Here is a 20,524-nt window from a genome sequence, read left to right on the forward strand (position 1 = left end):
GTCGCCGTCATCACTTCACCAGCTTGTAGACGGTCGTGTTGCCCACCGTGGTGGCCTGGAAGTTCTGCTGGACCCAGGTCGCGATGGACGAGGTGTCGCTCGCGCCGCCGCGCCCGCCGAAGCCGCCACCCATGCCGCCGCCCGCGATGTAATACGTCACCTGACCGCTGGCCACGAGGGCCTTGAACTGGTCGAGGCTCGGGTACGGGTCGCTTCCGGTGAAGCCGCCCATCGCGATGACGTTCGTGTCCGAGGCGAGCTCGAGGCTGGCCGCGGAGTTCGAGCCGTTCGTCGCCGCGGACCACTTGGTGGTGGTCTGCTTGAGGAGCGCCACGAGCTCGCTCGACGCGCTCGTCTCGCCGCCGGGGCCGCCGGCCTGGGTGCCGCCCGGGGCCCCGATGGTGCCACTGCCGGTGGTGCCGCCCGGAGCCCCGGTGGTGCCACTGCCGATGGTGCCGCCAGGGGTGCCCGTCGTGCCGTTCGGGAGGCCCGTTGTGCCGCCCGGCAGGCCCTCGGTCGAGGAGCCGTTGCGGTCGCGGAATCCGCCGAAGCCGGCGCCGTTGCCCCCGCTGCCGAAGCCGCCCTGGGCGGACGGGCCCGAGGTCGGGATCGCGCCGGTGTGACCCTGCGACGCGGTCGCGATGGTGAAGGCGGTCGAGCCGAGCCCGCCCGCGAGGAGCGCGGCGACGGCCACCGAGACCGCACCCAGGCGCAGCCGGTCGAACCGGACCACGAGGCCGATCGCAGCGAGCACACCGAGGACCACGATCACGAACTTGAGCCACGGGAGCCACGACGAGTCGCGGCCCAAGAGCACGGCCGTCCAGATGCTCGTCGCGAGAATGGTCACGGCGAGCACGATGCGCGAGGGCCAGTAGCCCCGGCCGCGCCACAGCTCGGCGCCGCCGATGCCGATCACTCCTGCGATGCCGGGGGCGAGCGCGATCGCGTAGTACGGGTGGACGGTGCCGGTCATGAAGCTGAAGACGGCGGCGGTGAGGAGCGTCCAGCCGCCCCAGATGATCAGCGAGGCGCGGACGCGGTCGGTGCGGATGGCGCGGCGCGTGAACCAGAGTCCGGCCACGAGCAGGATGAGCGCCGCCGGGAGCAGCCACGAGATCTCGGTGCCGAAGCTCGAGCCGAACATGCGGAGGATGCCCGCCGAGCCGCCGAACATGGACCCGCCGCCGGGGCCGCCGTTGCCGCCACCGCCCGCGAAGTTGCCGAACGCGCTCTGCCCCGCGGCAGCACCGACGTCGGCCGCTCCGCCCGGGGCGCCGCTAGGGGTGCCGCCGCCGCGGTTGCCGAAGATGCGGGCGAGGCCGTTGTAGCCGAACGTGAGCTCGAGGAAGCTGTTGGTCTGCGAGCCGGCCATGTAGGGGCGAATGCTCGTTGGGGTGAGCGTGAACGCGAGGATGTACGCGCCGGCTACAGCGATGATGCCGCCGAGGGCGCCGAGCAGGTGGACGAGGCGCCGGCGCAGCGTGGTGGGCGCGGCCCAGACGTACGCGAGCCCGAGGGCCGGGACGATGATGACGCCCTGGAGCATCTTGGTGAGGAACGCGAGGCCGATCACCGCGCCCGCGGCGACAAGCCACTTCCAGCCGGCCTTCTCGATCGCGCGGACCGTGCAGTAGGCGGCGAGGACGAGGCAGAACGTGAGCATCGCGTCCGGGTTGTTGAACCGGAACATGAGCGCCGCGACCGGGGTCGCGGCGAGCGCGCCGCCGGCGAGCAGGCCCGCGACGGGTCCGCTCACGCGCTTGACCGCTGCGTACATGAGGGCGACGGCGGCGACGCCCATGAGCGCCTCGGGCAGGAGCATCGTGAAGGAGTTGAAGCCGAAGATCCGGCCCAGGAGGCCCGGGAGCCAGAACGCGGCCGGCGGCTTGTCCACCGTGATCGCGTTGCCGGCGTCCATCGAGCCGAAGAACCAGGCGACCCAGTTCTTGCTGCCGGCCTGGATCGCGGCGGCGTAGAAGGAGTTCGCGTACCCGGAGTTCGTGAGGTTCCACAGGTAGAGGAACGCGCTCGCGACGACGAGGCCGAACGCGGAGGGGCGGACCCAGCGCGGCTGGTCCACTCCGAACGCGAGGCGCTGCCACCGGCTTCCGGAGGAGTCACCGCCGGAGCGCGAGCGACGGCGGGCGTCGGAGTCTGTGCCCGGGCGGGAGGGTAGGGACGAAGGGTCCGCAGTGGCGTCGGGGGCGAGGGACGTAGTCATGGGAGTGGTGGCCTTTCGGTCGCAACGGGAAGTCTGGGTCGGGTGGGCGCGATCCCGCGGGGGAGTCACGCCCTGCGGCGGAACACCCACAGGCGGAACAGGAGGAACTTGACGGCGGTCGCGGCGAGGTTCGCGATCGTCAGAACGGTCAGCTCGATCCACTGTCCCGGGTTCGGGATCGAATTCATCCACAGGAGCGCCCCGGCCGTGAGGGCCCAGCCGATCCCGAAGACGATGAGCCCCTCGAGATGGTGCTGCGTGAGGCGCTCGCGCCCCAGGACGCCGAACGTGAAGCGCCGGTTGGCCGCCGTGTTGGCGATCGCGGTGATGAGCAGCGCGACGAAGTTCGCGGTCTGCGCGTCCATGAACGTGCGGCCCAGGATGAACAGCGCCGCGTACGCGAGCGTCGAGGCGACGCCGATCGCGCCGAAGCGCACGAGCTGTCCGAACAGGCTCCCCTTGCGGCCGGCCTCCTCGGGGCGCAGGCCGGCCGGGAGCGGGCCGCGCGCGAGCGCCGCCTGGAGCTGCGCGACGGGGATCCGCCCCCGGGCCGTGTCCGTGGTCAGGCGGTACATGCCGCGCAGGTCCTCGAGCGCCGTGCGCATGATGTCGACCTTCGAGTTCGGATCGTCCGTCCAGTCCACGGGGACCTCGGCGCAGCGGAGCCCGCAGCGCTCGGCGAGGACGAGGAGCTCGGTGTCGAAGAACCACGCCTTGTCGAGCGTGTGGGGGAGGAGCTGCTGGGCCACGTCGGAGCGGATGGCCTTGAAGCCGCACTGGGCATCGCTGAAGCGCGCCCCCATGAGCGACTGGAGCAGGAAGTTGTAGGAGCGGGACACGAATTCCCGCTTGGGCCCGCGCACCACGCGCGAGGAGCGCGAGAGCCGCGTGCCGATCGCGAGGTCCGAGTGGCCTGAGAGGAGCGGGGCCACGAGCGGGGCGAGGGCGTTGAGGTCGGTCGAGAGGTCCACGTCCATGTAGGCGAGCACGGGCGAATCGGATGCGAGCCACACGCGGCGCAGGGCGTTGCCGCGGCCCTTCTCCTCGAGGTGCACGGCGCGCACGCTCTCGAGCTCCCGCGCCAGACGCTCGGCGACGCGCAGAGTCGAATCGGTGGAGGCGTTGTCCGCGATGGTGATGCGGAACGTGTGCGGGAACTGGGTCTCGAGGTACGCGTCGAGCCGGCGGACGCACGGCTCGAGGTCCTTCTCCTCGTTGTAGACGGGGATCGTGACGTCGAGGACCGGGATCCCGGCCCGGCGGAATGCCGCGAGGTCGAGGGCGGTCCCGGGGCGATGCGTGGGGGTGTCGGTGAGGGTTGGGTGGGTGGCCTCAAGCGATGTCGAGGTGGTCGGGTCGAGCGAAAGGACGACGGCGCCACCCGCCTGAGCGGACGGCTCGCCGGTTTCGAGAGCCTCGGCCTCGAAGGCTGGATCCGGATAGGAGCCGGTGCGGTCGGTGAGCGTCATGTGTATGACTTTCCCGGCCCGGCATGTGCTCGGATTAGCGCGAAGCTGTGCCGTTACTGTGACCCGCGGAATCCTCTGGACCCGGGCGCCGCGCTCGCCATAGCGGCTCTACCGGGCGGATGATGATTCCGGCATTGACAACTGCACAGCCTGGAGGTCTGGTGGCGATCCGCAGGTACCACCCGCGTTGGCATTCCTGGGTGGGGCTCGGCCTCGTGCTGGCCGGGGCAGCGCTCGGGTTCACACTTCCTGCGGGTACAGGCTGCGGTCCCGCGTTCCCGACCGCCTACGGGCCAGTGGCGGTGGGCCAGGTGACCCCGCCCGCGTCCGACGTGGCCGCCGCGTGCCACTCGGCGGCGCTGGACCTGACCCACGTGTTCGGGGGCATGATCGTTCTTGGGATCGCGCTGATCGTCCTCGGGGCGGTGCTGCGGCTCGTCGTCGTCCTCTTGCATCGCCGCCGTAGCCGCGGCGCCGAAGCGCAGCCCTAGCGCGCGGAGGGCGCCGGCGGCGGCGCCGTCGACTCCCTCAGAACGAGCCTCATGGGGAGCACCTCGTAGTGCTGCGCCTCGCTCGGTTCGTTGCGGATGCGGGAGATGAGCTCGTGCATGCCGTTGCGGCCCGGCGCCTCGAGGTCCATGCTCACGGTCGAGAGCGAGGGGACGAGGTACTTGCCGGCGTCGAGGTCGTCCCAGCCGAACACGCTCACATCGTCCGGCACCCGCTTGCCGCGCTCGTGAAGCGCCCGGATCACGCCGATTGCGAGCTGGTCGCTGGCGGCGAAGATCGCCGTGACGGGTCCGTCGTCGAGCGGGATCCTGAGCCCGAGCTTGTACCCGGACGCCATGGACCAGTCGCCCGCCGCGGTCCCCGCGGAGTGCAGTCCGAGCCGCGCGATCGTCTTCTCGTAGCTCTTGCGCCGGTTGACGGCAGACGTCCACAGCCGGGGGCCCGCCACGTGGTAGAACGAGCGGTGCCCGAGGGAGGCGAGGTATTCGAGCATCTCCTCGGCGGCGCTCCCGTCGGCGAGGGATCCGCGGGCGTGCATCGCGTCGTCGTAGTCGCCGGCGACGACGAGCGGGAGCTCGGGGTGGGCGGCGTTGATCTGCTTCTCGGCGGCGCCGAGGGGCACGAGCGAGAAGATGCCGGCCAGCCGTTCGCTCGCGATGAGGGCGAGGAGGCGGTGGACGCGGCTCGCTGTCGCGCTCTCTACGGCCACGACGTCGGGCACGTAGCCCGCCTCCTGGGCCGCGGTCATGGCACCCCGGAGCATGCGCGGGGGCACGGTCTGGGTGCCCTCGGGGACCACGACGAGCACGCGGTACGCCTGCTTGCTGCGCAGGGCGCGGGCGGCGGGATTGGGCGAGTAGTTGAGCTCCGCCATGGCGCCCTCGACCTTGACCACGGTCGCGGGCTTGAGCCCGCCATTGCCCTTGAGGTAGCGGGACACGGTCTGGTGCGAAACGCCCGCGAGCCGCGCGACCTCGTAGATGGTGGGCGGCTTGGACGCGTGTGCGGGGGTGGGGCCGCTGGCCTGGCTCACCTTCTGACCCTCGCTCTCTGCCCGGACGGTTCTCCCGATCTAATCATGCTGCCTTCCGTGCCGCGCCCTCGGACGGGGCCGGCACGGAAGGCAGCACGCGCGCCTCAGCCCTGCCGGCCGTCGCTCCACGTCTGGAGCAGCCCGCACATCCCGCGGCCGCGCGCCGCGCGCGGTTCGGCGCGGACCACGGCCGCGTTCGCGAAATGCTCGACGCCGCCCTCGGCGAGGCCGTCGAGCCAGCCCCGCGTGCGTTCGGCGTCGGCGAGCACCGTCTGCTCCCACAGCTCCTTCCAATGCGGAACTCGCGGCGCGACGAGCCTCGCGGCGCCCGCCTGGAACTCTCGCAGCGGCCCGAAGTCGCCCTTCCGCGCGGCCGCCTTGAGGACGCCGTATTCCGCGAGCGCCGCGTCCCGCCGTCGTTGGGCGGAGCCCTCGGGGTCGGCGGGGTCGAGGGCCGCGGCCTTCGCATACCGTGCTGGGTCGGCCACGTCGCTCGCGGCGAACGTCATGACAGCGTCCCCGGCCTCGGGAAGCCCCGCGTTCGTCATGACGACGAGGAGCTGGAGCTCGTGGAGGTTGACGAGCCGGTGGATCGTTCCCGGGCTGAACCACAGGAGGTCCCCGGGCTCGAGCTCGTGCTCCTCGTAGCCGGACAGCCGGAGGGTCTCGACGCGACCCCGCCCGCCGATCACGAGGTAGGCCTCGGTCGACGCGGTGTGGAGGTGGGGCGTTCCGCCCGCGGCGCCGTCCTTCGCCGGCCAGTCGTACACGTCGATTCGGGTGAGCGCGGTGCCACCCGGGAAGCCGACGTGCGTTCCGTGGGTCATGAGCCCGACCCGCCCGAGGCCGCGGCCGCCGTCGTCCGGTCGAAGGCGCCCTGGGCAGCGGAGGCGAGTTCCTCGAGCCTCGGCGAATCCGCCGCGCCGTCGGAAATCACCACGACGTAGCGATTGACGAGGTGCGCGCCCGCGCCGAACGGGACCTCCTCGCTGAAGAACGGCGCGGGTCCGAGGCATCCGAACGGCTCGCTGCGGGCGAACCACTCGGGCGGGTGCTGGCCGTTGCCCGGATAGTCCGCGATGAGGATCGTCGAGGCCGCGTCCGTCTCGTCGTGCCGGCCCACGAAGGCCGCCCACGGGTGCCGCGTGCCTCGGAGGGCCTCGCCCGTGGCGCCGCCCGGGCCCACGATGGTGCCGCCCGTGAACGAGCGCGGGCCGCGCCAGAACAGGCCTCCGTAGCCGGCATTCGGGCGTCCCTCGGTAGTGGGAGACCCGATGCGGAGGTCTTCGCCCGAGATGTTCTCCATGTCGGTCTCGAACACGAGCGTCCACGAACTCGGATCCTCGGCCGGCAGAACGCTGACCGTGCGCGTCTCGGCGACGACTGGCGTGCCGTCCTGTCTGCTCCATGCGAGCTCGTGGATCAGGACGAACCGGCCGTCCTCCGCCGTCCCGAGCGCCGTGAACGCGGTGTGTTCCATGCGGCCGTTGTTGTTGAGCTGGACGTAGCCCTCGTCGCGGCGGAACGTGGGTCCGCCCCAGAAGTTCTCGCCGCTCACGTGGGGGAGAGACCACGCGAGCCCTTTGTGCCACAGGTGATCGTGGGGGCGGAACACGGTGACGGTCTCGCCCGCGCGGGTGCGGAGCGGGTGGAAGTAAGGGCGCGGCGACTCGCGCTGCGCATCCGTGGCCCGGTACGTGTAGACGGCCACGTCCGTGCCGTCGAGCGTGACGGTCACGGTTCCGGCCTCTTCGTCGTGCCGCCACGTGGGGAGTGCGGCGCTCATGCGCTGACCTCCTCGGATGCGACGTCGGCGGCGACCTCGGCGGCGGGATCCGCGGCGACCGGCTCGGAGTCGATCGACCACGGGTCGAGGAGCCCGTCCATGCGCTCGAAGAAGGGGTTGCCCGAGGCGATCTCACCCCTCGTGATGGGCCTGCCGGTCAGGGCCGAGGCGTAGATCGCGGCCGCGAGCTCGAGCGTCCCGGACGCCTCCGCGAGCGTCACGGGGGCCGGGGCGCCCGAGCGGAGGCTCGCGACGATCGCCGCATACTGGTCCGCGTGGCTGCTCCGCGACGGCTCGCCGAGCTCGGGCCACTCCTGGGCGAGCTTGTCGTGCCCCTTCGCGGGGGTCAGGCGCCAATCGGCGTCCGTGTAGCCGTAGACGTGCTCGAGCTCGATGCTCGCGTTCTCGTAGTCGAGGCGGATCACCGAGGACTCGCGCGGCGAGATCACCGAATTGACCACCGTGACGAGCGCGCCGCTTTCAAGGCGGACGACGGCGGCGGAGACGTCCTCCGTGTTGGTGCGGCGGGCAAGCTTCGAGGCGAAGGCTGTCACCTCGCGCCATGGGCCCCACAGGTGCAGGAGCAGGTCGAACTGGTGGATGCCGTGGCCCATCGTCGGGCCGCCGCCCTCGACGTCCCACTTGCCGCGCCACGGGACGTCGAAATACGCCTGGTCGCGGAACCACAGCGTGTTGCACACGCCGACGAGCGGCTTGCCCAGCGCGCCCTTTTCGGCGAGGCCGCGAACGCGCTCGGCGGCCGCGCCGAAGCGATGCTGGAAGATGCAGCTCACGGAGCCCGCGGAGGCGGCCTCCGCCTCCCGCAGCTGCGCGAGCTCGCGCAGGGAGAGGGCCGGCGGCTTCTCGATCACCACGTGGACGCCGCGCCCGAGGGCGTCGAGGGCGAGCGGGGCGTGCGACGACGGCGGCGTGCAGATCGCGACGGCGTCCACCTCCGCCTTCTCGAGTGCTTCGGCGAGCGTCGCGGCGGTGTGGGCGATGCCCCATTTCTCGGCGAACGCCGCGGAGCGCCCGGGATCGATGTCGATGGCTGCGGCGAGGACGATTCCCGGCTGGGCCGAGAGGGCCTTGGCGTGGGAGTTCGCGATGCCTCCCGTGCCGATGATCGCGAAGTGAAGGGGTTTCGGCTTGGTCGGGTCAGTGCTTGTGGGTGTCATGGCTGCTTTCGGACTACTTCTTGATCATGGACTTGAGTTCGCTGATGAGTGCTGGGGCCGACTGGTCCGGGGTCTTGCGCTCGAACATGATGTCCGAGGCGTAGCGGGTCAGGAGCTTGCCGAGCCCGCTGGCTCCCGCGGGGGCGATCGCGGGCGACTGCTGGACCTTGCCCTGGATGGCGTTCGTGAAATCGATCGCGGCCTTGTCCGTGGCGGTGAGCTTGGGCGTGATGGCGCTGCGGACCGAGGTGTTCGCGGGGATGCCGCGCTCGGTGAGCATCAATTCGCCTGCGGTCTTGCTGTTGGTGAGGTAGTTGAGGAACTTTGCGGCGGCGTCAGCATGCTTCGTGCGGGAGGACACGGACCAGAACATCGAGGACTTGAAGTACTCTCCGGGCTTGGCCTGGGACTCGCCGGGCGGCCGGAGGAGCTTGAGCTCGTGGCCCGCGGCCGCCGAGTAGGCGGTGAGCTGGGTGTCGAAGAGGGGCGCGAACGCGACCTTGTTCGTCGCGAGCCGCATCTGGCTGAGCGTCGCGGTCGAATCTTCGACAATCGCGGACGGCTGCGGAGTTGCGCCGGACTTGATGAGCGCGAGCAGGTTGTTCCAGAAGGAGACGAGGGTGTCCGGGTTGAGGACCACGTTGGCGTTGTCGTCGAAGACCCTGTCCCCGTGCTGCCCGGCCCAGACGTAGAGGGCGGTGTCGTCGAAGCCCGGAATGATGCCCGCGATCCCGGGAAGCTTCTGGGCCACTTGCTGGCCCAAGCGGTTGAAGTCGTCCCAGCTCCAGGTCGAATCGTCCGGCATCGGGATCCCGGCCTGCTGAAGGAGTTGCGGGTTCGCGGCGATCGACGGCGAGGCGACGCCCGTCACGAGCGCGTAGAGCTTCCCCTTGGCCTGCCCCGAGTCGAGGAGGCTCGAGTCGATGCCGGACGTGTCGAGACCGTTGATCTTCTTGAGGTCGAAGAGGGCCCCGCGGTCGCCGTATTCGCGGAGGTAGCTCCCGTCCATCTGGATGATGTCTGGCGCGTTGTTGGCGGCGACCTGGGTGGCGAGCTTGTCCCAGTAGCCGTTCCAGTCGCTGAATTCGCCCGTGACCTTGATGTTCGGGTTTTCCTTCTGAAAGGCGTCGATGACCTGCTGCGAGGCCTTCTGCCGGGCGTCGCCGCCCCACCAGAAGAATCGGAGGGTCACCGGGCCGGTGTCCTGCGATGCCGAGTTCGCGTTGCTGCAGCCGGACAACAGTGCGGCGGACGCCGCGAACGCAACCGAAAGTTTGAGGGTTTCCCTGCGGGTGAGATCAGATCGCATCGTCGCGGATCCCTTCTGGGGTAGGGGTGTCAGGAAAAAGTGATCGGTCACTAAATAATGTGTGACCGATCACTTTTTCGTCAAGGGGTTGCCGGGGACTCCTTTCGGGATCGAATGAGGATTCGGGCACAGCCGAATGGTTAGGACTGTCGGTGCCGAGCCCTACAGTTGGCTGGTGATCGATCTCACCCAGCCTTCGGAACTCCGCGGAGCGCGCCCATGACGCGCCGCACGTGGCTCCTCTTCGTCGCGATGTGCCTCATCTGGGGCGTCCCATATCTGCTCATCAGCGCGTCCGTCGCGGAGGTGAGCCCCGCGATGGTCGTGTTCTCGCGCACGGCGATCGGCGCCGTCGTCCTTCTCCCGTTCGCGTGGCGGCAGCTGCGCGCCGTGTGGGCCCACCGCTGGCCCGTGCTCGCGTTCGCCCTGCTCGAGATGGTGGGCCCGTGGTTCCTCCTGAGTGACGCCGAACGGCACCTCTCGAGCTCCCTCGCGGGGCTGCTCATCGCGTTCGCGCCCGTGCTCGCGCTCGTCGTCGCGCGCATCATCGGGCTCGAGCGGCGGATCGGCGGCCTCCGCGTCCTGGGCCTCGTCGTCGCCGTGGGTGGCGTCGCGGCGCTCGGCGGCGGGGGCATGGAGTCCTCCGGTGCGTGGCCCGTGGTCGAGATGCTCCTCGTGGCCGTGGGCTACGCGATCGCGCCCCAGGTTGCCGCGGTCAAGCTGCGCGACGTGCTGGCCCTGCCGATGACGGCGGTGTGCCTCACCATCGCGGCGCTCATCTCGGCGCCGTTCGCGGCCGCGACGTGGCCCACCACGGCGCCCTCGCCCACGGCCGTCGGATCGCTCGTGCTCCTCGGGCTCCTGTGCACGGCGCTCGCGTTCCTGCTCTTCTTCCGGCTCATCGCCGAGGCGGGCCCCGCCCGGGCGACCGCAATCGCGTACGTGAACCCCGTCGTCGCCCTCGCGCTCGGCGTGAGCCTCCGCGGCGACCCGCTCACTCCGCTCATCGTCGCGGGCGCCGTTCTGGTTCTCGCGGGGACGTTCCTCGCGACGCGCCGTTCGCGCCACGAGTTCCCGACCCCTTCGGCTCCCGATGCCGCGGAACACGAGGGAGCGCCGGCGGCCTGACCGTCCCTGGTGCCGCACTGCCGTCCCTTACGCCGTACGGCCGTTCCGGAGAGGCATGACCGTCCCGCATGCGCGACGGTTGTGCCTCCTTCGGACGGTTGAGCGGCTCAATGGACGGTTGAGCGGCTCAATCGCCGAGCAGGTCCCCGAGCCGCCGAACCGCGTCTCGCGTGCTCGGCGCGAAGCCCTCCGGGCGCAGGGAACCGGGCAGCGCGAGCGCGTCGTCGTAGGGGAGCGCGATCGCCGAGGTCCCGGGTCGCTGGCTCAGCACCGCGTCCAGGCACGCATCGGGGCGCCGGCGTGGCGACGTACTCGCCACGACGAGGGCCGCGTCCGGGGCGAGGCGCTCGAGCGCACGCAGCGCGGCCCGCGCGCCGGCGGAGCTCGCCCGCGTGACGATCACCGGCACGGTCGTCTCGCTCAGCAGCAGTTCGGTCGCCGTGAGCGCGTGCGGCCCGAGGTCGTGGACGTCGAGCGGTGCGGGCCGATCCCCGAGATCCCCGGGAACGATCCGCGAGCCGAGGCCGCCCAGAGTATGGTTGCTCGCCCCAACGGGAGCCCCGCGCTCGGCGAGCGCGCGAACCAGGAGCGCGGCGACCGTCGTCGTCCCCACACCTCCGGCGGTACCGGCGACGACGACCGTCGCCCCGCGCGAAGGCGCACGACGCGCGGTCGGCCCGCCCGGCGTGGAGACCGCCTCAGCGGTCACGAGGCGTCCTCGACCACGCAGAATCCGCGGAGTTCCGCCGCGAGGTCGAGCGCGATCGCGACGCCGGGGTCGCCGGGCGCGCCCCACGGCGCCCACGCCTCGAGCCACCACACGGGAACGTTCACGCGTCCCACCGCGCTCGGCACGAGTCGCTCGATCTCGGCGGCGTTCTGCATCCATTCGGGGCGGCCGATGCTGAGCACGGCGTTCCCGCGGTCGTCGCACACCTCGGTCACAGCGCCGTCGTCGATGGTCCGCACGTGGAGCTCGCCGTTGACGCGGCTCCCCGCGCGCACGAGCGCGGCGATGTCCGGCTCCGCGCTCGTCAGGATGAGAATGTCACGGGGCATGGACGGCTCCTCTCGTGGAGGCGAAGTTCGCCACCTGGACGACGCGCGGCGGCGCCCCGCGCCGCACGAGACGCCCACGCCCCGGCGGGAACTGCTCGGCGTAGACGCGCGGGAAGATCTGCCCCTCGGAGCGCTCGCCGCTCATCACGAATCCCGTCCCGCCGCCGTCGCGCAGCGACTGGAGCGAGAGGTCGTAGAGGGCGCGCGAGGCCCCGCCCACGGGCCGGGTTACGACGACGTTGAGGCCCAGATCGCGCGCGGAGGGCAGGTATGGCAGGAGCGGGCTCAGGGGCTCGGTGCCGGACGAGGCGAGGATGTCGAAGTCGTCCACGAGGACCACGATGCGGGGCCTGGACCCCTCATGTGTCGCGGAGCTGCGCTTCTCGAGCTCGGCGGCGATCGCCTCGGCGAGCCCGCGGGCGTCGCGGCCGTTTGTGGCGTGGCCGCCGAGGTAGTCCTCGGGGATTTCTGCGGCCGTCCCGCCACGGACGTCCATCACGGCGATCGCGAGCTCGTCGGGGCTCGATCTGTCGATGAGGCCCGCGGCGATGCCGCGCAGAAGGGTCGTCTTGCCCGAGCCCGCGTCGCCGAACACGATGAGGTGCTGATCGAGCAGCGGGTCGAACGCGACGTACTCCATGGTGTCCTGCCGGAGTCCGAACGGGACACGCTCGGACACCTCAAGGGCGTCGGGCAGCTCGGAGGGCTCGAACGATTCGGGCAGGAGCCGGATCGGCGCCGCGGCGGGGCCGGACCAGTCCGCCGTGAGCCGCGCCGCGAGGGCCTCGAGCGCGTCGCCGAGCTGTGCGTCGTCGACGTCGTCGAGCACGGGGAGCGCGACCTGACCGTAGAGTGACGCGCCGGCGAGGACGCGGCCCGGCTCGGCGGAGAGCAGCACGGCCGCCGCGGCGCGGCTCACGTTCGAGTCCGAGGGGTCATTGAGCCGGAGCTCGAAGCGCTGGCCGATGAGCGGCTGGCTCGCCATGCGCAGTTCGTTCCACCGGGTGAGCGCCACGATCACGTGGATGCCGAAGCTCCCGCCGCGCTGCACGAGCTCGGTGAACGGATCCTCGAGCTCCTCGAATTCGGTGCGGATCGCGCCGAAGCCGTCCACGAGCAGCACGATGTCGGGCGAGACGAGCTCGGGGACCTCGCCGGCGGCGTGCCGGGCGCGGAGCATCGCGATCGAGTCGATGTCGTGGTCCCGGAACACCGTCTCGCGGTGCCGGATCATGGCCTGGAGCTCTTCGATGAGCCGGAGGAGCTTCGTGCGGTCGGAGCGGGTGGCCACCCCGCCCACGTGCGGGAAGCCCTCGATGCGCGAGAGCCCGCCGCCCGCGAGGTCCATGCCGTAGACGCTCACCTCGCGCGGTGTGCGGGTGAGCGCGAGCGATGCCGCGATGGTCCGCAGCACGGTCGTCCGGCCCGAGCCGGGGGCGCCGACTACGGCGATGTGGCCGCCGCCGATCGTGAAGTCGAGCAGCCAGGGCGCTTGGCGCTGGCGCGACGGGTCGTCGAGGAGCCCGATCGGCGTCCGCAGCCCGCCGTCCGCCGCGGCGGTCGCCGCGTCGACGACGCTCCCGAGCGCCACGCGCGTGGGCAGCGGCGGGAGCCACACGGGCGCGGTCTGGCGTCCGGACGCCGCGAGGCGTCCCACCGCGACGTCGACGAGCGAGGGCCCCGTGTCCGGCCGGACGAGCTGGGCCTCGGGCTCGCCGGCGTCGGCCGAACCGACGCCGGCGCCGCCGTCCGCGCCGACGCCGTTGTGCGCGGGCAGCACGAAGACGTCCCGCGCCGCGTCGTCGGCCGTCGGGCCGGGCGCGGGCGCGTCGACGGGTCCCGAGACGTACCCGGCGCGGAATTCGGTGTAGATGCTCGTGTCCACCTTGAGGAAGCCGAATCCCGGCACGGCAGGCAGATGGAACGCGTCCGCCGTGCCGAGGATCGTCTGGCTCTCAGCCTCCGAGAACGTGCGCAGGCCGATCCGATACGAGAGGTACGTGTCGAGGCCGCGGAGCTTGCCGCTCTCGATCCGCTGGCTCGAGAGCAGGAGGTGCACGCCGATCGAGCGGCCGATGCGCCCGATCGTCAGGAGCAGGTCGACGAAGTCGGGCTCGGCGGTGAGGAGCTCTCCGAACTCGTCGATCACGAGCAGCAGGTGGGGCATGGGCGGCAGCTCGGGCCGGGTGCGGCGCAGCTCGCGGTAGTGCGTGATGCTGGGCGACGCGCCGGCGTCCCGGAGCAGCTTCTGCCGCCGCAGCACCTCGCCCGCGATGCTTTCCCGCGCGCGCCGCGTGAGCTGCGGATCGTCCTGGAGGTTGTCCATGAGGCCCGCGACGTGGCCCAGGCGCGCGAACGGAGCGAACGCCGCGCCGCCCTTGTAGTCCACGAGGATCATCGAGAGATCGTCGGGGGAGTGGGAGGCGGCGAGCGCGAGCACGAGCGTGCGGAGGAGCTCGCTCTTGCCCGAGCCGGTCGCGCCGATGCAGATCCCGTGCGGCCCCATGCCGAGCTGCGCGGACTCCTTGAGGTCGAGGTGGATCGGCATGCCGTGCCGATCCACGCCGATGGGCACCCGCAGGAAGTCGCGCGGCGCCCGGGCCCCCCACGCCTCAGCGGCCTCGAGGGCCGCCGGGTCCTCGATCCCGAGCAGCTCCGGCATGCTGATGGGCTCGCCCGCGTCCGCGCGTTCCGCGGCGTCGAGCGAGAGGCGCAGCGGCGCCACGAGGCGGGCGACGGCGGTGAGCAGCGGGGCGGACATCGCGTCGATGCTTCCGCGCAGGTCCGCGACGGGAGCCGCGTCGCCCACGCCCCGAGCATCGCCTGCTCCCCGAACATTCGACGCGCCCCGCGCGTCGCCGGCGACCCGCGCGTCCGTGACTGTGAGTGCGCCGTCGGACACCGTCACGCGCAGGGATACCTCGGACGGCTCGTCGAGCCGGTCCTCGACGAGGTGCACGAGCGTGATGCCGAGCTCCTCGAGGCCCGCCCTGCCCTCGAGGAACGGGAACGACTGCGCGAGCCCGCCGTGCTCGTCGAGGAAGACGACGAGGCGCGGCTGCTCCGCCCGGCCCGCGGGGACCATGGAGCGGCGGCGCTGCTCCGCGGCGGCCACCCGCTCGGCGAGCTCGTCCGCGAGCACCTGGGCGAGCGTCGGGAGGTCGGGGGCCACGCGGCGCGCGCGGATAGGCCCGTCGAACGTGCGGCCCATGACGAGGTGCGGCAGGAGGTCGAGTCCGGCCCAGTCGTCGGCGCGGTCCCCGGCGAACACGGCGGCGAGCTGCACGTCGTCGGGCGCGTGGAAGGCCGCGAGCTGGGCGGCCATGGCCCGTGCGACGCCGAGCACCTCGTCCCGCGGGCCGACCAGCGCGACGTCGCCCGCGCGGTCGAGCGGCACGGTGACGGGCATCCCGGGAACGGTCGCGGCCCTCGCCGCGAAGAGGCTGAGCTCCTCGGCCATGAGCGGATCGGAGGGCTGCAGGGGGTTCGACGCCGCGGGCGCCGCGAGCCGGAACCACGGCACGTCGCCGAGCCCCACCCGCACGCGCAGGAAGTCCGCGTGGCTCCGCCGCCGCTCCCAAACCCGCGAGGGGTCCGTGACGAGCAGCGGAAGGGAGGCCGGGGCTGGGTCCAGCACGAGGGCGTCGCGCCGCATCTGCGCGGAGCGTTCCCGCATGGTCGATCGCAGCTCCTCGAGGTAGTCGAGGTACCGCTCGCGCTGGGTCCGGCGCGTACGGGCGGCCTGCGCGCGGTGCGTGAACGCGAGCCCGAGGCCGCTTACGATCGCGACCACGAAGACGAGCGCCGCCACGACCATGAACACGGGATTGGTGCCGCGCAGCACGATCATCATGACCACTGAGGAGACCGCGCCGAGCACGGGCAGGAGCGACTGCAGCGGAAGCCCGCCCGAGCTCCCCTCCGGGAGCTGCGGCGGCGGAGACAATTCCTCCGGCTCGGGCGGGACGAGCGCCTCGGTGATGCGGCCCGGCCGGTGAATCACGGTGATCATGCGCGCACCTCGGTCTTCTCCGCGGGCATCGCCGACGAACGCGGGAGCGACGCCTCGATGAGCGCGGCGGCGAGGCGGATGTGGGCTTCGCGGACGGCGTGAGCGGGCGTCGAGGCGCCGGCCCGGGCGTCGAACGGAACGTGGTGGACTCGCGCGAGGCCCCACGACGCCGCGGCGCGGCTTGCCGCGGGCCCCACGCCGTCGACGTCGACCGCCACGACGAGCGGGACCCAGCCCGAGCGGGCGCGGATCGACTCGACGTGCGCGAGCGCCTCCTCGAGCGCGAACCGGTCTGCGCGGGCCACGAGCGCGAGCGCGTGGGCATCGTCCACGGCGGCGGAAAGGTCCACGGACGCCGCGCGCCGGCCCCAATCGCCCACGGCGACGTCGAAGAAGCGCGTGATCGGCTCGACCGCCGCCCTCCACTCGGCGGGGGATGCCTGACGGGCCCCTGTCGGCTCGGGCGTGACGACCCGAAGCCCAGCGGGGGAGGCCGGCAGCCTGCCCGTGGCCTCCCACGACGTCGCGGCCGCGATTCGGCGTTCGGGCAGCGTGCGGCGGCGCGGCTGGGCGGGCTCCTCGGGCGGCTCGGGCACGGCGTCCGCGCCGGTGAGGATCGTCACCGCACGGGACGCGCCGCCGTCGACCGCGAGCACGCGCCGCGGCCGGCGCCGGGCGAGGATCGTCGCGACGGACGCCGCGGTCGTCGACACGCCGACCCCTCCGTGGAGGCCCACGAAGTTGACGCGGCGGCAGGTCGGGACACCGCGGCGGATCGCGGCGTCCGCGTCTGCCAGCTCGCGGGTGCCCCGCACGACGCTGCCGAAGAGCGCGCGCCGCGCCGCCGCGGCGAGCTCGTTGGCCGCGAGCATCAGAACGTCCCCAGGAGGTGCTCGTACAGGTCGAAGCTCCCGAGCAGGAGCGGCAGCATCGCGACGACGGCCAAGGCCTCAACGAGGTTCCCGAAGGCCCGGAGGCGCGCCCGCTGATGCGGCGCGGGTTTGGCGCCCACGAGCAGCGCGATGGCGAGGGCCAGGCCCGCTAGCGCCGCGGCGCCCCATCCCTGAGCGAGGTGTGCACCGATCCCCACGATCGCCGGGATTCCGGCGCTCGCCCACAGCAGCGCGCCTTGGGTCGCCCCGGGGAACGCGCGCGTGCGGAGCGCGCAGACCGCGACGGCGGCCGCCCCGAGCGCCGCCGACCAGCCGTTCGCGGACGCCAGCAGCACCGTTCCGGTTGCGGCGAGCGTGAGCGCGATCGCGCCGACGGTCCAGTCGAGCGTCGCGTACGTCTCGCCGAGCGTCGCCCGAACGCGCGTGCGCGGCGCCGACGTCCCCCGCGTCACCGCGTCATCGAGGCCCGTGAGACCGGAAGCGGACATCGCCCACGCGGGAAGCAGTCCGCACGAGAGGGTCGCGAGGACGGCCACGACCCCGCACGTTCCCAGCAGCGGGGCGCCCATCGCGAGGAGCGCGGCCGCGACGAGCGCGTGGGCGCCCCCGACCGCGGCCGCCGTGAGGAGCGGCCGGTGGCGCAGCCCGAGGCCCACGCCCACCCCGACGGCGATCCAAGCCCACAGGGCTGCGAGGGCCGCGGCGAGCGGCACCGACGGCGCGGCGCTCGCGGAGAGCAGGGCCGAGGCCGCCGCGCCGACGGACACCGAGAGGCCGAGGGCGGCGGCCGTGAGGGCCAGCGCCGGCCAGCGCCACGTGCGGCCGAGTGCCGCCGCGAGCGCCGCGAGGACCGCTGCGGTGACGAGGGGCAGGGCGAGCGCGACCGCGGGCGGGAGCCGCAGCTCCCCGAGCAGCAGGCCCGCGGCGAGGGTCGCCCCCGCGATGCCGGCCATGCCGACGCCCTCTCGCGCGGCCGCGTTCCACGGCCTCGCCGCCGTGGCGAACTCGTCCGCGACGGCGTCGGTCACGTCGGAGACCTCGGGCGGCGGCGGCGCGTCCGCCCGGCGGAGCAGTCGCAGCACCTCTCCGTCGAGCACCGACTGGGCCCGCGAGTCCGCGGCAAGATCGATCTCCTGGCCCGTCGCCCGGACGAGCGCGGGCGCGCGGCTCGCGTCCGGCTCCTCGCCGAGGAGGTCGAGGAAGCGGGGCACGAGCCCCGCGAACGGTTCGTCCGAGGCCACGACAATCTCGGCCCGACGGCGCTCGCCGACCACGGTCACCCTGGTGAAATCCGTCATGGCGTCCCCTTGGCCTTGGTCGTCTGAGGTGCGGCGCTCGGCGGTGCGGCTGGCGCGGTGGTGCGGGCCGCCGTCGTGCGCTGGGGCGTCGCGCTGCCCTCGGGCGACGCGCTGCCCTGTGGCGTCTCGGTGCTCTGGGGCGCCGGGGTGCCCGGCGTGCCTGTGCCGTGGGCCGTCGCGGCCGTGACGAACGAGAAGCCGAGGCAGCCCACGCCGACGACGGCGGCGAGCACGATCCCGCCGATAAAACGGCGCACGTTGTCGGTCACCTGGCGTCGGTCGTCGAGCCGCCCGAACAGGAGGGCCTGCCTGAGGCGTCTCCGGTGGGTGCCGACGCTCTCCAAGAGCAGCGCGTCATTGTTGCGCGGCACGCTCAACCTCCTCGGCTTGCGCCCGGGTGGCCCCTGTGGCGGCGCGGATGCGGTCAATTCCGATGTCCTCGACGATCGCGGCGAGCCGCTCGGCGCCGCGGCCGTCGTGGTCCGGGTCGAGCGGGAACACGAGCGCGGGGATGCGTGGCCTCCCCGCGATCTGCGCCCCGTGGCGGCGGCGCATCTCCTCCGGGTCGAGCCCCAGCTCCCTGACCCCGGGCGCGCCGATGAGCATCGCGAGGGGCGCGGGCGGCAGCTCGAGGACCGGCGGATACGTGAGGTTCGCGGTCCCGGGCCGGGCGAGCACGAGGCCGAACAGGGGGAGCTGCCGCGCCGCGAGCGTGCCGAGGATCTCGGGCACGAGCCGGACGCGATCGGGCGTGTGCGGATCGCCCAGGAGTCCCGCGCCGACGAGCCCCGTGACGAGCTCCTCGACGCCGCGCTGCGTGCGCTGAACCGTGAGCGTCGCCGAGACGGGAACCTCCCGGGTGCCGCTCACGACGATCCGGCTCGGCTCCGGCATGCGGGAGCGGACGAAGTTGGTGAGCGCCCGGCGGTCCCACGGTTGGCCCGCGGGCTCGTGCGTGCCCCAGCCGGACGGGGTCTCGTGGCCCAGCGCCGCGGTGAACAGCTCGATCCCGCCTCCGAGCAGGGATTCCTCCGCGGCGCGATGACGGATCGAGAGCGAGACCACGAGTTGCATCGCCTCGGGCGGCCGCGGCTGGAGGAACGCGAGCGCGACCTCGTCGACGCTCTGCGGCGGCGGGACGTGGATGGCGTCCTGGAAGCGCTCGAGCCGGCGGCCGTTGCGCCCGTCGCGCAGGACCCCGTCGCCGCCGCGCACCACCCAGGTCCCGCCGAATTCTTCGAGCAGGTCGCGCATGGGCTCCGTGAGAGCGGAGAGCCCGTCGGTCACGAGGATCGTCCGGCCGCCGGCCGCCGCGACTTTGCGGAGCAGATCGAGGCGGCCGAAGTTGAGCGAGACGATGGGCAGCCGCGACTCGGTCCGGACCGATCCCTCGCCCTCGCTGTCGGCGAGCGGGTGCTTGACGGAGATCGCCTCGTCGTCGAGAGCCGCTTGGTCTTCGCGTTCGGTCATGCGCCGTCCTTGCCGATCGAGTCGAGTCGGAACGTGTGGTCGCCCATGCGCACGGTCGTTCCCACCACGAGCTGGGCGTCGGTGTGCGGGGTGAGGGTTACTGGACGCTGGCCGGGGGCCTCGATGACGGTCCCGGTGGTCGAGTCCAGGTCGCGGGCGTAGACCGCGCCGCCGCGCCGCTCGAGCCAGAGGTGCGTCTTGGACAGCGTGCGGGAGAGGTCGGGCACCGCGATCGACGTCACGCCGGGCTGACGCGCGGGGTTCCGGCCGATCGCACACGCGTCGATGAACCAGTGGGCCGTGTTCGCGGCGCTGAAGGAGATGACGACGGCGTGGGACGGCGCGTCCGGCGCCGCCGCGCGCGCGGTCGCCTCCTCGCCCGCCGCAGTGGAGTTGGGGTCGGTCCACGCCGGCGCCGAGAGCGGGCGGGCAACGGCAACGAACGACGGCGTGATCGGGTCCCGTCCGAGCCTCAAGTCCGCGTTCACTCGCCCGGTCGCGCGCTGCCAGGGCCCGGGCTCGCCGGGGAACAGCGCCCGCGACGGGCGGCTCGCCGGGCGGGCGACGCGCATGATCGCCGCCGCCCAGGGGACCGGCAGTCCGGTCAGCGCGTCGACCGTGCGGGTCTTCGTGAGCTGACCTCCGAGCGAGCGACCCCGCCGGGCCTGCACTGCGCCGTGGGCGATGGCCGCGGCGGCCAGGCCGAGGGCGGCACCGACGAGCGCCGCGAACCAGGGGAAGCCGGTCCTGGCGTAGGTCGGGGCCGCGGCCGCCGCGAGGGCTCCCACGGCGCAGGCCGCGATGAGGGCCACGACTGAGTCGATCGCCCGCGCCGCCGTGGTGCGCCATGCGGATGCGAGATGAACTCTTGCGAACGGCGAGGTGACCTCACGCTGGTCGCCGGGGGCCGCCGTCGTCAACGGGGCGCCGCACCTGCCGCAGTTGCGCTGCGCCGACGAGACGCCGTTGCTGCAGTGTCCGCAGGTGAGGGCAGGAATGGGCTCGGTGGCCAGTGATGACACGGTCTACCTCCCCTCCGGTGACCATTATGACTGCCCTGTCGAAACGGCCGAAGCGCGCCGTCATGGGTTGTACAGGTATTTTGTCATTTTGACGGATTTAGTTATTCTGGTGGCGCTTGCGGCTCGTTCGGGG

At 72.6% G+C, this 20,524-nt stretch carries 17 protein-coding genes; 2 read left to right on the forward strand and 15 right to left on the reverse strand.

Annotated elements, in window-relative coordinates; genetic code table 11:
* Positions 1–10: 10 nt before the first annotated feature.
* A complete protein-coding gene (locus tag ACOKR1_RS03745) occupies positions 11–2,224 on the reverse strand; it encodes an ArnT family glycosyltransferase (protein WP_422935421.1) in 2,214 nt (737 codons plus the stop codon).
* Positions 2,225–2,289: 65 nt separating this feature from the next.
* The gene (locus tag ACOKR1_RS03750) at positions 2,290–3,693 is read right to left on the reverse strand and encodes a glycosyltransferase (RefSeq protein WP_422935422.1); all 1,404 of its coding nucleotides are present in this window, start codon (positions 3,691–3,693) and stop codon (positions 2,290–2,292) included.
* Positions 3,694–3,854: 161 nt separating this feature from the next.
* Between ACOKR1_RS03750 and ACOKR1_RS03755 the strand changes: the two genes are divergently transcribed.
* Positions 3,855–4,184: a hypothetical protein gene (locus tag ACOKR1_RS03755; RefSeq protein ID WP_422935423.1), complete on the forward strand. Its 330-nt coding sequence runs from the start codon at positions 3,855–3,857 to the stop codon at positions 4,182–4,184.
* Here ACOKR1_RS03755 and ACOKR1_RS03760 read toward each other — a convergent pair.
* From ACOKR1_RS03760 to ACOKR1_RS03780, 5 genes are all read right to left on the reverse strand, one after another.
* The gene (locus tag ACOKR1_RS03760; RefSeq protein WP_422935424.1) at positions 4,181–5,236 is read right to left on the reverse strand and encodes a LacI family DNA-binding transcriptional regulator; all 1,056 of its coding nucleotides are present in this window, start codon (positions 5,234–5,236) and stop codon (positions 4,181–4,183) included. The genes ACOKR1_RS03755 and ACOKR1_RS03760 overlap by 4 nt on opposite strands.
* 104 nt (positions 5,237–5,340) lie before the next feature.
* Entirely contained in the window at positions 5,341–6,063 is a 723-nt protein-coding gene (locus ACOKR1_RS03765) for a cupin domain-containing protein (RefSeq protein ID WP_422935425.1), read from the reverse strand.
* Positions 6,060–7,022: a PmoA family protein gene (locus tag ACOKR1_RS03770; protein WP_422935426.1), complete on the reverse strand. Its 963-nt coding sequence runs from the start codon at positions 7,020–7,022 to the stop codon at positions 6,060–6,062. The genes ACOKR1_RS03765 and ACOKR1_RS03770 overlap by 4 nt, the downstream gene beginning before the upstream one ends.
* On the reverse strand, positions 7,019–8,200 hold the full coding sequence (locus ACOKR1_RS03775; RefSeq protein WP_422935427.1) for a Gfo/Idh/MocA family protein: 1,182 nt from the start codon (positions 8,198–8,200) through the stop codon (positions 7,019–7,021). Before ACOKR1_RS03775 ends, ACOKR1_RS03770 begins: the two co-directional genes overlap by 4 nt.
* Before the next feature lie 13 nt (positions 8,201–8,213).
* Entirely contained in the window at positions 8,214–9,509 is a 1,296-nt protein-coding gene (locus ACOKR1_RS03780; protein WP_422935428.1) for an ABC transporter substrate-binding protein, read from the reverse strand.
* 219 nt (positions 9,510–9,728) lie between these two features.
* On the opposite strand from ACOKR1_RS03780, the gene ACOKR1_RS03785 reads away from it, so the two are divergent.
* Positions 9,729–10,637, forward strand: coding sequence for a DMT family transporter (locus ACOKR1_RS03785; protein ID WP_422935429.1), 909 nt, complete (start codon positions 9,729–9,731; stop codon positions 10,635–10,637).
* A 127-nt stretch (positions 10,638–10,764) separates the two neighbouring features.
* Here ACOKR1_RS03785 and ACOKR1_RS03790 read toward each other — a convergent pair whose 3' ends face one another.
* From ACOKR1_RS03790 to ACOKR1_RS03825, 8 genes are read right to left on the reverse strand one after another with little or no spacing between them, the layout of a single operon-like run.
* On the reverse strand, positions 10,765–11,346 hold the full coding sequence (locus tag ACOKR1_RS03790) for a hypothetical protein (protein WP_422935430.1): 582 nt from the start codon (positions 11,344–11,346) through the stop codon (positions 10,765–10,767).
* Positions 11,343–11,696, reverse strand: a complete 354-nt coding sequence (locus ACOKR1_RS03795) for a hypothetical protein (protein ID WP_422935431.1) — start codon at positions 11,694–11,696, stop codon at positions 11,343–11,345. Before ACOKR1_RS03795 ends, ACOKR1_RS03790 begins: the two co-directional genes overlap by 4 nt.
* Positions 11,686–15,708 carry a type VII secretion protein EccCa gene (eccCa, locus tag ACOKR1_RS03800; RefSeq protein ID WP_422935432.1) on the reverse strand — a complete coding sequence of 1,341 codons (4,023 nt, stop codon included), beginning with the start codon at positions 15,706–15,708 and terminating at the stop codon, positions 11,686–11,688. Before eccCa ends, ACOKR1_RS03795 begins: the two co-directional genes overlap by 11 nt.
* Positions 15,705–16,580 (reverse strand): hypothetical protein, encoded by an 876-nt coding sequence (locus ACOKR1_RS03805; protein ID WP_422935433.1) that lies wholly within the window; start codon positions 16,578–16,580, stop codon positions 15,705–15,707. Before ACOKR1_RS03805 ends, eccCa begins: the two co-directional genes overlap by 4 nt.
* The gene (locus ACOKR1_RS03810) at positions 16,580–17,899 is read right to left on the reverse strand and encodes an EsaB/YukD family protein (protein ID WP_422935434.1); all 1,320 of its coding nucleotides are present in this window, start codon (positions 17,897–17,899) and stop codon (positions 16,580–16,582) included. The genes ACOKR1_RS03805 and ACOKR1_RS03810 overlap by 1 nt, the downstream gene beginning before the upstream one ends.
* The gene (locus tag ACOKR1_RS03815) at positions 17,896–18,270 is read right to left on the reverse strand and encodes a hypothetical protein (protein WP_422935435.1); all 375 of its coding nucleotides are present in this window, start codon (positions 18,268–18,270) and stop codon (positions 17,896–17,898) included. The genes ACOKR1_RS03810 and ACOKR1_RS03815 overlap by 4 nt, the downstream gene beginning before the upstream one ends.
* A complete protein-coding gene (locus ACOKR1_RS03820; RefSeq protein ID WP_422935436.1) occupies positions 18,254–19,369 on the reverse strand; it encodes a DUF6177 family protein in 1,116 nt (371 codons plus the stop codon). The genes ACOKR1_RS03815 and ACOKR1_RS03820 overlap by 17 nt, the downstream gene beginning before the upstream one ends.
* Positions 19,366–20,289: an FHA domain-containing protein gene (locus ACOKR1_RS03825; RefSeq protein ID WP_422935437.1), complete on the reverse strand. Its 924-nt coding sequence runs from the start codon at positions 20,287–20,289 to the stop codon at positions 19,366–19,368. The genes ACOKR1_RS03820 and ACOKR1_RS03825 overlap by 4 nt, the downstream gene beginning before the upstream one ends.
* Positions 20,290–20,524: the final 235 nt, after the last annotated feature.

Origin of the sequence: Sinomonas sp. P47F7 (assembly GCF_049332655.1) — a bacterium.
Classification (GTDB): Bacteria; Actinomycetota; Actinomycetes; order Actinomycetales; family Micrococcaceae; genus Sinomonas.